The sequence below is a fragment of the Pseudoalteromonas sp. CNAT2-18.1 genome (assembly GCF_022347865.1).
Lineage (GTDB): Bacteria > Pseudomonadota > Gammaproteobacteria > Enterobacterales > Alteromonadaceae > Pseudoalteromonas > Pseudoalteromonas ruthenica.
In genome coordinates this window covers 239,727-252,214 of record NZ_JAKRFR010000005.1, presented here as the reverse complement: position 1 = coordinate 252,214, position 12,488 = coordinate 239,727, and the positions used below count along the sequence as shown (strand labels likewise).

Genomic DNA, 12,488 nt, shown 5'->3' with positions numbered 1-12,488 from the left:
TATGGCGTTGGCAACCGCAACCATTGATTTTTGTGCCCTGCGCGCTAATTTAGCGCGCGTTAAAAGCCTTGCCCCTGATAGCCAAGTAATGGCCGTGCTTAAAGCTAATGCCTATGGCCATGGCTTAGTGCCTATTGCGCAACAGCTCGCCGATGCCGATGCCTTTGCCGTTGCTCGCATTGAAGAGGCTCTGGCCCTGCGCACCGGTGGCATTACTAAGCCCATTGTGTTGCTGGAAGGTTTTTTTAAAGCCAGCGATATCGAAATTATGTTGGCTAATAACTTCCAAACAGTGGTGCATGACGAATACCAGCTTGAAGCCCTAGAGCAAGCCCAGTTAGCAGGGGCCATTAAAGTATGGTTAAAAGTAGACACCGGCATGCATCGTTTGGGCATAAACCCAGACAGCATCAATACCTTCTATCGCCGCTTAAAAGATTGCCCATATGTGCAAGATGAAGTAAATCTAATGACTCACTTTGCTTGTGCAGATGACAATCAGGATGCCTACAATGAGACCCAGCTGCAGTTATTTCAAACCTTAGTAGCCGATAAACCTGAGCCGCTGTGTTTGGCGAATTCTGCCGCCATCATTAATTATCCGCAAAGTCACGGTGATTGGGTGCGCCCGGGGTTGATGATGTACGGTGTTTCGCCCGTGAAAAATACTTTTTCTGCGCAACTTCAGCTGACCCCCGTGATGACCCTAAGTAGCGAAGTGATTGCCGTGCGTCCGGTACGCCAGGGCGAGCCGGTGGGGTATGGCGGACATTGGCGAGCCGACAAAGATACCTACCTGGCGGTGGTGGCCATTGGCTATGGAGACGGCTATCCGCGTCATGCTCAAAACGGCACGCCTGTGCTTATAAACGCGCAGCGTTACCCGTTGGTTGGGCGTGTGTCTATGGATATGATCACTGTTGATATTGGCCCAGACCCCAGCGCTGTTGCAGTAGGTGATGAAGCCATTATGTGGGGACGCGAGTTAGCCATTGAAGAAATTGCCGCCTGCGCCGACACCATCGCTTATGAACTTCTATGCAATATTACCCCGCGCGTTAGTTATCAATATATCGCATCAAGCTGATACTATTCCCACAATTGTTAAGCAGCTGTTTATTTTTGTTCGAAAAAAGCAGAGAATAAGCCACTCATCCCTTATAATAATAATTAGGTACAAAAGGCGCTTGGAGCGATTATGGCTTACCTTATCGAAGCGGATACGGACAATGTGATCTATTTGCACGCCCACCATAGCTTTGGGCGTTTTCAGTACAGTGTAGACACGCTGATCAGCGATCCTAGCGTGTCGAAAATTCATACCATCATTGAATGGCAGGGGAATGAATGGCAGGTTCGTGACCTCAGCCGTAACGGCACTTGGCTTAATAGCAAACGCTTAGATAAAGATCACAGCCAAACGCTTAAGCTTCATGATGTGATTGCTCTGCCAGGAAATGATGGCAAGCAATTCAAAGTTGCGAATTTAGATAAGCCGCAAGACTTGTTGATCGTCCTTGATGAATACGCCAAGCCTACTTCGGAGTTTATTTGCTTAGCAAATTACAACCTTATCCCTGAAGAGTCCCCAGAAATAGCCGTATTTAACCAACGTGAGAGTGGTTTTTGGTGCTTTGAGCACCTGGATGGGCCGATGCTTGATCACACTATTTTAATAGAGAACGATCAGCTCAATGATAGCCAGCGAAGCTATCAATTGCATTTAAGCCATTTGGAAGAAGCCACAGCGCTGCGCGATGTGAGCAATACCCAGTTAGCCGACTTAAACTTTATTTTTCACCTTACCCTAGATGAAGAGTCTGCAGAGCTTACGGTCAGAGGCCCAGGTGAGGAAATTGATTTGCATGAGCGTTGCCATCATTATCTAACGTTAAATTTGGCCCGTTACAAGGCTCAAGATGCCGCCAACGGCGTACATGAGCTCAGTCAAGGTTGGGTCGAAACTGAAGTGATAGCCCGCGATTTGGGTATCGATTCTCGCTATCTAAATATTCAAATTCACCGCGCCCGTAAGCAATTTAGCGACGCCCTTGCGCATATAGAGGATGCCGATAGTATCATCGAGCGTAAACTACGTAAGGTGCGCTTTAGCGCCAGTAATTTCGAAATCTATAAAGGCCACCAACTCGAAGAGTCGGTTAAACGCGCATCCTCCAACTAGGTAAACTCTATGCGCACGCTTGCTCATTATGAATTGAACAAAGTGGTGTACCAGGGCGGCATGGGCACCATCTACGAAGCTTTTGATACTAAACTAGAACGTACCGTGGCACTTAAGGTGCTTAATACTAGCGGTGATAGTGAATTAGACGAAGATGCCCTTAGTGAAGCGCGCTTTCTGGCACGCTTAAATCACCCCAATATTATTCAAGTATTTGACTGTGGCCAAAGCGATGGCCAGCAGTACTTAGTGATGGAGTTTTGTCGCGGTAAAAACCTTCTGCAATACCAGAAGCAGCATGTGTTAACGCTTGAACAAAAGCTGGCTATGCTGGTGGATATTGCCAAGGGTTTAGAGCATGCGCATCGCAATAGCATTATTCACCGTGACTTGAAACCGAGCAATATCTTGATCAGTGAAGCTGGGCAAGTCAAAGTGGCTGACTTTGGTATCGCTGGCTTCGTGGGCGGTAACAGCCATGTTAGTCAAAGCGCAGGCACTAAGGGCTATATGTCGCCTGAGCAGTTGCAAGGGCAAGCACTCAGCCACCACAGCGATTGGTTCTCGTTTGCCGTTGTTGCAATTGAATTACTGACAGGCGAGCACCCCTTTGCTGGACAAGGTGGCCAAGATATCAGCGCGGCAATATTGCAAGGACACCACTTAGATCTCAGCACCACGCAATTACCGCAGCAGTTGCAAGCAATATTAGGCCAAGCGCTTAGCGTACAACCTGCGGCGCGCTTAAATCTGCGCCGAGGCCCTTTTAGCAAACAGCTTGAGCAGTTACTGCAACAACGAGTTCAAGCCGCTATTCTAGAGCAGCAAACAGAACCGGTTACACCATCAAATAGCACGCAGAAAAGCGCACCATTAAGAGCAAAGAAGTTGCGCTGGCGTTACCTTGTGATGGCCTTTGTCTGTGCGGCAGTGTTGGTGGGAGGCTACTTGCTACGCCCTTATCTGTTACACCAGCCTGTGGTCGCGATTCTACCCACTCAGATCTATAACCTACCTGATGAATTTAAGCATTATGAAAGCGCTTTGAAAGGCTCGGTACAAAGTGCTATGTGGCAGCAGTTGCTCCAGCAAGACCAGCAATTAGTTAGCCGTGCAGAAATGAATATGTTGGCGCAAGGCCAAGACAGTGATCAATTTAGAGACCCTAAAAGCTACTTTCAGATGCTGGCCGACTACACCGGCGCCGATACCCTGATTAGCAGCTCGTTGGATTGTCAGCAACGCCACTGTAGCGTTGAAATAAGTACACTACGTGCTCCCAACTGGCAAGTGCAGGAGAGTATGCAGTGGCAGACAGATATTGCAGGCACGACTAATTTACATGATGTGGCGAAATACAATACTGCACGCCTTATTTCCCCGGGCATTGATAGTGAACAGTATCGCTCGCTATCGACAATGAAAAGTAACAGCCCATTATTTGAGATGTATACGTTGTTTTATGTCGACAACGTAGCAACGCCGGAGATGTTTGAGAAAAGTCTGGCGACGGTCAAAGAGAGTGCAACCAGTGTCGAGGGTTATAACCTTCTACGTGAAATTGCGCTGCAGCTGTATCACTCAACCCATGAAAAAACCTATCTTAAGCAAGCAATTTCAGCAATCCATAATGCCCCAGGTGAATTTAAAAAGTTGTCCAGCTACTACAAAAGCCTAGTGCTGCTCAATATAGAGCTGGGGCAAATAGAAGAGGCCAAGCATGCTTTGGATATGTTAACCAAGGTGAGTCATGACCAAGCTGCTATTTTGAATTTGGAGGCTTCAATTCTGCTTGCTGAGGGTGAAGATAAACAGGCCAGAGATAAGTTAGAAGTAGCGTTGAGCTTGAGACCCAATTTGCGGTTACAAAGAAAGCTCGCGCTCGTTTTGTATTGGCTGGGTGATTTTCAGTCAGCGAAAAACCTGCTCGCTGATTTAGTTGAAAAAGTCCCTAGTGATAGAAGAACTCACCAGTACCTAGCTGATATTGCTTTAATTGAAGGTGACTTCACCTCTGCGATAGAAAGCTACAGCAAAACACTCAATGAGAATAGTGACAGCATTGATTTATCAAACCTCTCTATCGCCTACATGATGGTACAGAACTACCCTATGGCAGAACAGTTTGCCAAGCAAGCGCTGTTGAGCTCCCCAAAAAACACCGGGATGATGCTCAATATGGCAGACATAAATATGCTCAACGGTAAGCTTGTGGAATCAAAAGAGCTGTATCAGCGCTTATTACAGCTAAATAACGGGCGTGAATCAGCCTTGGCGTGGTCTGAAAATGCGCAGGCCTATGCTCAATTGGGTGACAACGAGCAAGCTATTAAATCACTGAAGCATAGTTTCAAGTTGGCAGAAGATAAGTCAGAGTTAAGTTATACAGCGGCATTAGTGCATGCACTGGGCGGAGACTTTAACTCCAGTCTTTACTATGTGGAAGAGGCTTTAAAAAGTGGTTACCACCAAAACTGGTTTTTACAGCCTTGGTTTAAACCACTTTGCGATTTTGAAAAGTTTAGAGCGATGGTCAGCTCCCACTCTCAGCTCTGTGTGAACTGAGTTAATTAATCTTCATCTGGACGGCGAACTATCACGCGAGGGTCTTGCGACATATAGTATTTACCGTTCGCGGTGTTCTTCGCAGTAAAGCGGAAACCGATACTCAATGGCTCAGCAGTACTCGAAGGGGCAACCTCAATAACTTGATCAAGAGGACTGTCGTCTGCTTTACCGTAACAAAACGTGGTATCTACTTGATGAACCTTGAGAGTCAGCTGCTTCTTATCGGCACTGATAGACGAGTCGACATTGTAGTTACAGTTGCTGTAGTTTTTTATGTATTCCACACCGTTGCCAAAAAACTCCCAATCATTATCACTGATGGTGACAACTAATTCAGCATGTTGAGTCGGTTGTAAATCTGCATGAGCTGGGTTGTTAGTGAATAGAATAGGGTAGTCTTGGCCGTTGATATTTTGCTTACTGCCATTAACCACAACATATGTTTGCCAAGGCTCGTTAACGCTTGGGATCAGTTCTAGCTGCTCTTGGACCGAAACATTACCAGGCTCACATGGGACTTGGATTTCAGGGGCTTGTTCAGACATGATCATTTCCTTATTAAGATAATGGACCGTTTTTGATTACTTTATCTGGGAATGGCTATAACTATAGCGCGTAAGTGAGGAAAGTATAGTTTTTGTAATCGCTTGTAAGGCAACAACTTATTGGGGCAATGAAAGCCGCATGCTGCATAGGGTTCAAGGCGTTATCGTTCTTAAGTACTGAGTGATTGTTACTTTCGAGCGCTGTTACAGCGACGCAGACACCTAGTTGAAATTAAGGGCTCAGGACGAAGAGCTATTACTGGGGAAGCCTTGGCGTTTTTCTTCGCCGCACAGTGACAGGTCCACACCGCTTTATGTCATGCCAACCTTGGCTAAAGTCTGCGCCCAATGCATATCAGTGTAGATAGCGTGAAAAACAAGCTATCTAGAGGTTATTAGCTGTCCCTGCAAGGTGGCAACAATACGACGAGAACCGCCTTGGTCGCGGTGCTCACCCAGGTAAATACCTTGCCATGTGCCTAGCTGCAGCTGGCCATGACTGATTGGCAAGGTGAGTTCACACCCTAAAGTACTGGCTTTAATGTGCGCGGGCATATCGTCATCACCTTCGTAGGTGTGGCGATAAAAAGGTTGGCGCTCGGGAGCGGCCCAGTTAAAGTGCGCTTCCATATCTTGGCGCACAGTGGGATCGGCGTTTTCGTTAATGCTCAAACTTGCAGAGGTGTGTTGCAGCATTAAATGCAGCAGGCCTACCTGATAATCTTGAATTTGCGGCAGCGCGCGCAGAATTTCCTCATCAATTAGATGAAAGCCCCGGCGCTTTGCGCTTAAAGTAATGCTGTGTTGTTGCCAACTCATAAGGTGTCGAAGCTGATCTCGATGTGGGCATTGCCATCACCTGAGGTGAAAGGCATGATAATTGTGGTTCCTTCGCATTTGTGGGTAATGGTGTGGCCAGTGCCTGAAACCACTGCTGGAGTCGCCATATCAAAGTCATAACCTTTTTCACCCAGTAAGTTTTTGGCGCCACCAGTAACCATGTTGGTGATTTCGCCAACCATGTCGGTCACTTCTTCATTAATGGCACTGGGGCGCTCGCCTAGCATACGTTCCATGATGGTAAGCGCTAGGCTTTCATCGAAAGTGATAGAGAGTGAGCCCTTTGTTTGTGGGCCGACCATACCGATTAACCCTGACACATCGCCTGCCGCGACCTCGTCCTTTTTAACGCGAGGTTTGCCCGGTTTTAATTCAGTTTGTGCCATCGTGGCCAACACATTGACCAAAGAAGAAAGAAAAGGGTTAATAAACTCGACGTTCATTGTCCATACCTTTGTTCGCAGAAGGTGAATTTTGCTGTTCTTGCAGCACGTGTTTTACCCTAGCAAGTTGTTACTAAGATTGACAGCGTTTACAAATGCCATGCGCTTCAATAGTTTGCGAGCTTACACTAAAGCCGCTTTGTGAGGCGAGCTCACTTAACTCATGCGACAGCACGCTCGAGTGCAGCTCGTCTACATGACCGCATTGATCGCAGATAAGCAACTGCACCGGATGAATTGAATCAAAATGGTGGCACAACATAAACGCGTTGGTGCTTTCTATTTTATGAATAAAGCCTTGTTCAGCTAAAAAGTCCAGTGCGCGATAAACCGTCGCAGGTTTTGCGCTGGTTTCTGTCACTTTTAATTGCTCTAATAAGTCATACGCACCAACACCGCTTTTAGTGCTGGCAAGTAAACGGAATACTTTTTCACGGATGGGAGTAAAGCGGGCGCCTTTGCTGTCGCACATTCTTTTAGCTTTACTGACAAGCGCATCTACATTCATAGCTAACCTTCGTTCATCTTAACGCCACCTATACTAGCATACTATGACGCATAAAAATTACTATCTCTGTCTGCATGAGAGCGGTATCATTTTGTTTTAATTTTCAGGAGCAAGTGTGCACGAATTACTGGCCACCTTTATTTTCTTTTTCGCGGTAATTGACCCCATAGGCACAGTACCGGTATTTATTGCCGTGACGCGAGGTGAAGATGCTGCATTTAAGCGTAAAGTGGCTTACAAAGCGGTGCTGGTATCGGCGCTAGTGCTGCTGCTGTTTGTCGTTGTCGGTGAGTTGCTACTCAACGCTATTAGTATTCCGCTTGCGGCGTTTCAGATTGCCGGTGGCATTGTACTGCTGCTGTTTGCGCTGACCATGATTTTTGGTGAAGGCAAGCCCGAGTCGGAAATTAAAAGTGTGCGCGACTCCACAGAAACCGCCATATTTCCTTTAGCCATCCCATCAATAGCCAGCCCAGGGGCTATGCTAGGGGCGGTGCTGATGACTCGTAATAATGAATATACTTGGGTCGAGCAGGCCATTACCTCATCAATGATGCTTAGCGTCTTAGGCGTGGTGTTATTGTTACTTTTGCTGGCGCGCTACGTACATAACCTCATTGGTGATGGCGGTGCAAGCATTATCTCCAGAGTCATGGGGCTGATCCTGAGCTCCGTGGCGGTGACAAATATTCTCGGTGGCATTAAAGACTACTTCGCGCTGTAACTCGCGGCCGCTGCCAAAACTAAGCTACTTATTGGCTGAGTGTGGCAACGCGAACGCCTAAGCCCATTAATATGACACCTAAGGTTTTTTCAATAAGCCGTTGATAACGTTGTAGGGCGTGTACAAATGCAAAGTGGCTAAAAAACATGGCTACCAACACGAACCACAGTAAGTGTGCCAAAGAAATAATAAGCCCATACACAAGCTGGATGGCAACGGGCGTATCGGCGCTCACCAGTTGAGTAAATATACTTAAAAAGAACAACGTGGTTTTGGGGTTTAGGGCATTAGTTATAAAACCTTGACGCAGGCCGAGCAGGCGGATAACGCTTTGCTGGGCGCTGCCTCGTGCGCTAGCTCCAAGGCGATATGGTGCTTTGCTCGCAGGCTTTGATAGCCAAGGTAAATTAAGTACGCTGCGCCGATGTATTTTATCACCGTGAATAGCACCACCGATTGGGCAATGAGCAGCGCCACGCCGGCTATGGAATAAGCAACGTGAATCCAAATCGCTAACCCCACGCCCAGCGCCGAATAAACACCGGCACGACGTCCATATACTAGGCTATTGCGGGTGATCATGACAAAGTCGGCGCCGGGGCTAATAGCCATGATCGTTGCTAGCGTAGCGATGGACAATAACTGGGGTAAATAGGCTGACAGCTCCATAGATTATTCCGTTTACCGGGTTAGACCTGACACTGTATCTCGAATTACGCCTGTTTGCATGGCTAACATCGCTTATGCTGGATACTGAGTTGCACTTGCTTGAGGGAGCGCGCATAATTCGCGCTTTCAGGGGCAAGCATATCGGTGACAGCAAGATTAGAGCCGGATGCATACACAGTTATGACGTTGTTATGAGTATTTTCGCGTTAATGCTATTGGCTTTAGCTATGTCGACCGATGCGTTTGCAGCATCGATCAGTAAGGGCGCTTACCTACGCCATCCACGCCTGCTCAGTGCCATAAAAATGGGGCTGATATTTGGTATTATCGAGGGCACCACACCACTTATCGGTTGGCTGATTGGCAATGCTGGAGCCCACTACATCGAAGAATTTGATCACTGGGTGGCGTTTATCTTGTTATTGCTACTTGGTACGCACATGATTGTGGAAAGTGTGAAAGAGGATGACGACACTCAAAGCGAAGCAGCACAAAAGTCTTCTATTGCCAAAGTGATACTGACTGCTATAGGCACCAGCTTGGACGCACTGACTGTAGGGGTGAGCCTAGCTTTTGTTGCGGTCAATATTTACCTTGCAGCGCTGATGATAGGCTTAGCCACAGCGCTGATGGTAACTATGGGCAGTTTACTTGGGCATCGTTTAGCAACGGTTATCGGCAAACGAGCAGAAACCCTAGGTGGTGTTGTGCTGGTCGTGATTGGCTCGTGGATTCTATATTCACATTTGAGTACAGTGGCTTAAATAATCAGCAGTTGTTTTTGTTTTGTGAACTAAATGTTGCCTTTAATGCCGGATGAGCTACTCTAAACCAAAGTTTCTTGGGTAGTTGTACTGGGAATTATTTTGCACTGTTTTAATCTTCGCTCATCAGCATTAGTGCTTATTTCGGCGCTCTGCGCGATGTTGTCTTTTGTTGCTTATGGCCAGTACACCTTTGCCGTCGTAGGCAAAACCAAGAACGACAGCTTTTATGAACAATCCTTCAAAGGTTGCCAAGACTTTGCCCAGCGCCAAGCCGATTTGCGCTGTATTTATGATGGCGCTTATGACTACCAAGACGCTCGTACCCAAGCACTGGTAGTGCAAGATTTAGTTGCTCAAGGTGTGGACGGTATATTGGTGTCTACCACCGACTCGCAGCACTTGGTCAATAGAGCGCTAAAAAAGGCTCAGGAGCAAGGGATTGCGGTGATCACTTTTGACTCAGACTTGGCACCACAACATCAAACTTACCGTTTAGCCTATGTGGGCACTAACAACTTTGATTTTGGCGTGGCACTTGGTGAGGCGGCAAAGCAGTTTAAACGAGAGCACCCACAAACCTTGTGTATTCAATCGGGACATCACACTACGCCGAACTTAAACAAGCGCATCGACGGCGTGCGTTATGCCTTGTCAGGGAGTACCAAACGTTTGAACGGTGAGAGTGGTTGGCTGGAGCATCCTCGTTGTCCGCTTTTCACTGCTGGGCGTCGCGATGATGCCCTCAAGCAATTACGCACCATTATCAGTTACCCGCAGCCGACAATCTTTGTTGCCGTTGCTGGCTTTGCACAGTTTAATCCTGATTATCAACAGGTGATGACAGAGTTTAAACAGCAGCTAGCTAAGAAGCAGCGAGTGATTATCTCTGCCGATACTGAAACACTGCAATTGCAAGCGTTAGCGAGCGGCCTTGGCACCATGAATATCGGTCAAAACCCTTATGAAATGGGCCGTAAGGGCGCACAGCTACTTTATGATGCAGTAAAGCACCAACACCTTCCTGAACAAGAGCAATATTACTTACCTTTTCATTACTGCACCCCTGATAACGCGCAGAGCTGCGCGAAAAACCATTAATACTCAAAGGTAAAATCAGTGAATCTCTTTAGGTGCGGGTTGCTGTGAAAGTCGGTATTGGCCTAGATAATACCAATCAGGGTGTGATTGACGTATAATTGCGCGCCCACAACTCGGCGCAAAGAGCCCGTTGGTTTTCTTGGTAATGCAGGCACAGGTTTATGAACGAAGCGACAACACAGACTCAACCCACCCCTTCTTGGCAACAATCGACTTTTCGTCGCTTCAGTGTCGCGCCAATGCTGGATTGGACTGATCGCCACTGCCGTACTTTTCATCGTATTATGAGTAAAGAGGCGGTGCTGTATACCGAGATGATCACCACTGGTGCTATTATTCATGGCAAGGGTGACTATTTGCACTTTAACCAGCATGAGCAGCCAGTGGCGCTGCAATTGGGTGGCTCAAACCCTGACGAGTTGGCTCATTGCGCGAAGTTAGCGGCACAACGAGGCTATGCGGAAATCAACTTAAATGTGGGCTGCCCTTCGGACCGCGTGCAAAATGGTCGCTTTGGCGCCTGCTTAATGGCTGAGCCAGAGCTAGTCGCACAGGGGGTGGATGCAATGAAGGCGGTCACTGACGTCCCCGTGACGGTAAAAACCCGTATCGGCATCGATGAGCAAGACAGTTACGAGTTCTTGCTGGCGTTGATAGAGGCGAGTCACAAGGTCGGCTGCGATGATTTTATCATTCATGCCCGCAAGGCGTGGCTGCAAGGTTTGAGCCCGAAGCAAAACCGTGAGGTTCCCCCCCTTGACTACCCGCGTGTGTATCAGCTTAAAAAAGATTTTCCCCACCTTCATATCAGCATCAATGGGGGGATTAAAACCATCGCTGAATGTGAACATCACTTGGCGCATGTTGACGGTGTAATGATTGGCCGAGAAGCATACAGTAACCCTTACTTACTGGCCGAAGTAGATGCCGCATTATATGGCTTAGAGGGTTGCACACTGAGCCGCCATCAAGTGGCAGAAAAAATGCTTAGCTATATTGATGACGAGATGCGCCAAGGCGCGCGCTTTTGGCATATTGCTCGGCATATGTTGGGGTTATTTCAGGGCATGCCAGGTGCCCGTGGTTACCGTCGTCATTTATCTGAAAATGGCCACAAGCAAGATGCCACGGCCGATACTTTAGTCACAGCACTGAGCTTTGTCCGCTAACTTTATTGCTAAATACACTAAAAAATAGCTATTTTGCTAATTACATAAAGATGATTCAAATCAGAACCCTTTATTTTTCAATGTGATGAGTTTTGGCATGTAACTTGATGCTCACTTAGTGAATTAAACTAATAGGAGTATTCCCATGCGAGACTCTAGCTATCAACGCTTTTATCGCGATGCCTTGGATAAGAAGTTATCGGGTGTGTGTGCCGGGTTTGCGAAACGTCATAACCTACCTGTTTGGCTCACCCGCGTAGCGATGGTGATCTTGTTCTTAAATGCCCCAGTGCTGGTGGCAGCTATCTACCTTATTTGTCATTTCGTGTTTGACGAGCACATCGTGGTTTAGCCATATAAACACGTACAATCATGGCTGCAAATAACGCTCTATTTGCGGCTAGTACACTGATTTTATTACAGACACTCAGGCGTCATTAAGCTATATTAGGGTACAGTTAAAGTAACATAACAAGGAAGCGCTATGCTGCGTACAACCCTAGGTACCTTCATCTGTGCAGTGTCGTTACTGCTCAGTTTTCACAGTGCTGCTCATGGCGAACTTATGGTGAGTGAAGCCAAGGTGCGGACCTTCTTACCTGCTAGCGAGAGCTCGGTAGGATACCTTACGTTAATGAACCACAGCGATCATGACCGCGTACTGAAAAAGGTCGAGGTCGAGACCCTCGGGCGTGTGGAGATTCATACTCATGAACATAAAAATGGCATGATGCAAATGCGTAAGCTTGAAGAGTTACAGGTTCCTGCGCACCAAACCCTGGTATTTCAACCCGGTGGACTACACTTAATGCTATTTGCGCCAAGTCAGAAACTGGTGGCCGGTGAGCAACTGAAAATGACCCTGTATTTTGCCGATGGCGACCGTGTGTTCACACAGGCACGCATCTATAACTTGCTTGAACAGTCGCAAGACAATAACAGCGATGAACATCAGCACCATCATCACTAGGAGTT

At 47.3% G+C, this 12,488-nt stretch carries 15 protein-coding genes; 9 read left to right on the top strand and 6 right to left on the bottom strand.

What is annotated here, in order from left to right; all coding sequences use genetic code 11:
- Position 1 precedes the first annotated feature (1 nt).
- From alr to MHM94_RS12650, 3 genes are all read left to right on the top strand, one after another.
- Entirely contained in the window at positions 2–1,087 is a 1,086-nt protein-coding gene (alr, locus tag MHM94_RS12660; RefSeq protein ID WP_235419517.1) for an alanine racemase, read from the top strand.
- A gap of 111 nt (positions 1,088–1,198) precedes the next feature.
- On the top strand, positions 1,199–2,182 hold the full coding sequence (locus MHM94_RS12655) for an FHA domain-containing protein (protein ID WP_138547024.1): 984 nt from the start codon (positions 1,199–1,201) through the stop codon (positions 2,180–2,182).
- Positions 2,183–2,191: 9 nt separating this feature from the next.
- Positions 2,192–4,747 (top strand): serine/threonine-protein kinase, encoded by a 2,556-nt coding sequence (locus tag MHM94_RS12650; protein ID WP_235419518.1) that lies wholly within the window; start codon positions 2,192–2,194, stop codon positions 4,745–4,747.
- 5 nt (positions 4,748–4,752) lie between these two features.
- Here MHM94_RS12650 and MHM94_RS12645 read toward each other — a convergent pair whose 3' ends face one another.
- The 4 genes from MHM94_RS12645 to MHM94_RS12630 all read right to left on the bottom strand — a co-directional run bounded on the left by MHM94_RS12645 (position 4,753) and on the right by MHM94_RS12630 (position 7,086).
- Entirely contained in the window at positions 4,753–5,295 is a 543-nt protein-coding gene (locus MHM94_RS12645) for a DP-EP family protein (protein ID WP_022943880.1), read from the bottom strand.
- A gap of 381 nt (positions 5,296–5,676) precedes the next feature.
- Positions 5,677–6,114 (bottom strand): secondary thiamine-phosphate synthase enzyme YjbQ, encoded by a 438-nt coding sequence (locus MHM94_RS12640; protein ID WP_045979204.1) that lies wholly within the window; start codon positions 6,112–6,114, stop codon positions 5,677–5,679.
- Entirely contained in the window at positions 6,111–6,578 is a 468-nt protein-coding gene (locus MHM94_RS12635) for a chemotaxis protein CheX (RefSeq protein WP_022943882.1), read from the bottom strand. The genes MHM94_RS12640 and MHM94_RS12635 overlap by 4 nt, the downstream gene beginning before the upstream one ends.
- Before the next feature lie 73 nt (positions 6,579–6,651).
- Positions 6,652–7,086 carry a transcriptional repressor gene (locus tag MHM94_RS12630; protein ID WP_022943883.1) on the bottom strand — a complete coding sequence of 145 codons (435 nt, stop codon included), beginning with the start codon at positions 7,084–7,086 and terminating at the stop codon, positions 6,652–6,654.
- 115 nt (positions 7,087–7,201) lie between these two features.
- Here MHM94_RS12630 and MHM94_RS12625 point away from each other — a divergent pair, with 115 nt between their 5' ends.
- Positions 7,202–7,810, top strand: a complete 609-nt coding sequence (locus MHM94_RS12625; RefSeq protein WP_022943884.1) for a MarC family protein — start codon at positions 7,202–7,204, stop codon at positions 7,808–7,810.
- Between the two features lie 28 nt (positions 7,811–7,838).
- On the opposite strand, the gene MHM94_RS18455 is transcribed toward MHM94_RS12625, so the two are convergent.
- Both MHM94_RS18455 and MHM94_RS18450 read right to left on the bottom strand, forming a co-directional pair.
- The gene (locus MHM94_RS18455) at positions 7,839–8,075 is read right to left on the bottom strand and encodes a LysE family transporter (protein WP_268838255.1); all 237 of its coding nucleotides are present in this window, start codon (positions 8,073–8,075) and stop codon (positions 7,839–7,841) included.
- Between the two features lie 26 nt (positions 8,076–8,101).
- Positions 8,102–8,479 (bottom strand): LysE family transporter, encoded by a 378-nt coding sequence (locus MHM94_RS18450; RefSeq protein WP_268838257.1) that lies wholly within the window; start codon positions 8,477–8,479, stop codon positions 8,102–8,104.
- Between the two features lie 191 nt (positions 8,480–8,670).
- Between MHM94_RS18450 and MHM94_RS12615 the strand changes: the two genes are divergently transcribed.
- The 5 genes from MHM94_RS12615 to MHM94_RS12595 all read left to right on the top strand — a co-directional run bounded on the left by MHM94_RS12615 (position 8,671) and on the right by MHM94_RS12595 (position 12,483).
- Positions 8,671–9,243 (top strand): manganese efflux pump MntP family protein, encoded by a 573-nt coding sequence (locus MHM94_RS12615; RefSeq protein WP_045979206.1) that lies wholly within the window; start codon positions 8,671–8,673, stop codon positions 9,241–9,243.
- Positions 9,244–9,345: 102 nt separating this feature from the next.
- Positions 9,346–10,344: a substrate-binding domain-containing protein gene (locus MHM94_RS12610; protein ID WP_235419519.1), complete on the top strand. Its 999-nt coding sequence runs from the start codon at positions 9,346–9,348 to the stop codon at positions 10,342–10,344.
- Positions 10,345–10,505: 161 nt separating this feature from the next.
- Entirely contained in the window at positions 10,506–11,513 is a 1,008-nt protein-coding gene (gene dusA / locus MHM94_RS12605; protein WP_235419520.1) for a tRNA dihydrouridine(20/20a) synthase DusA, read from the top strand.
- A gap of 145 nt (positions 11,514–11,658) precedes the next feature.
- Positions 11,659–11,865 carry a PspC domain-containing protein gene (locus MHM94_RS12600; RefSeq protein WP_022945387.1) on the top strand — a complete coding sequence of 69 codons (207 nt, stop codon included), beginning with the start codon at positions 11,659–11,661 and terminating at the stop codon, positions 11,863–11,865.
- 132 nt (positions 11,866–11,997) lie between these two features.
- Complete coding sequence (locus tag MHM94_RS12595; protein ID WP_235419521.1) at positions 11,998–12,483, top strand: copper chaperone PCu(A)C; 486 nt, start codon at positions 11,998–12,000, stop codon at positions 12,481–12,483.
- The last annotated feature ends 5 nt before the right edge of the window (positions 12,484–12,488 follow it).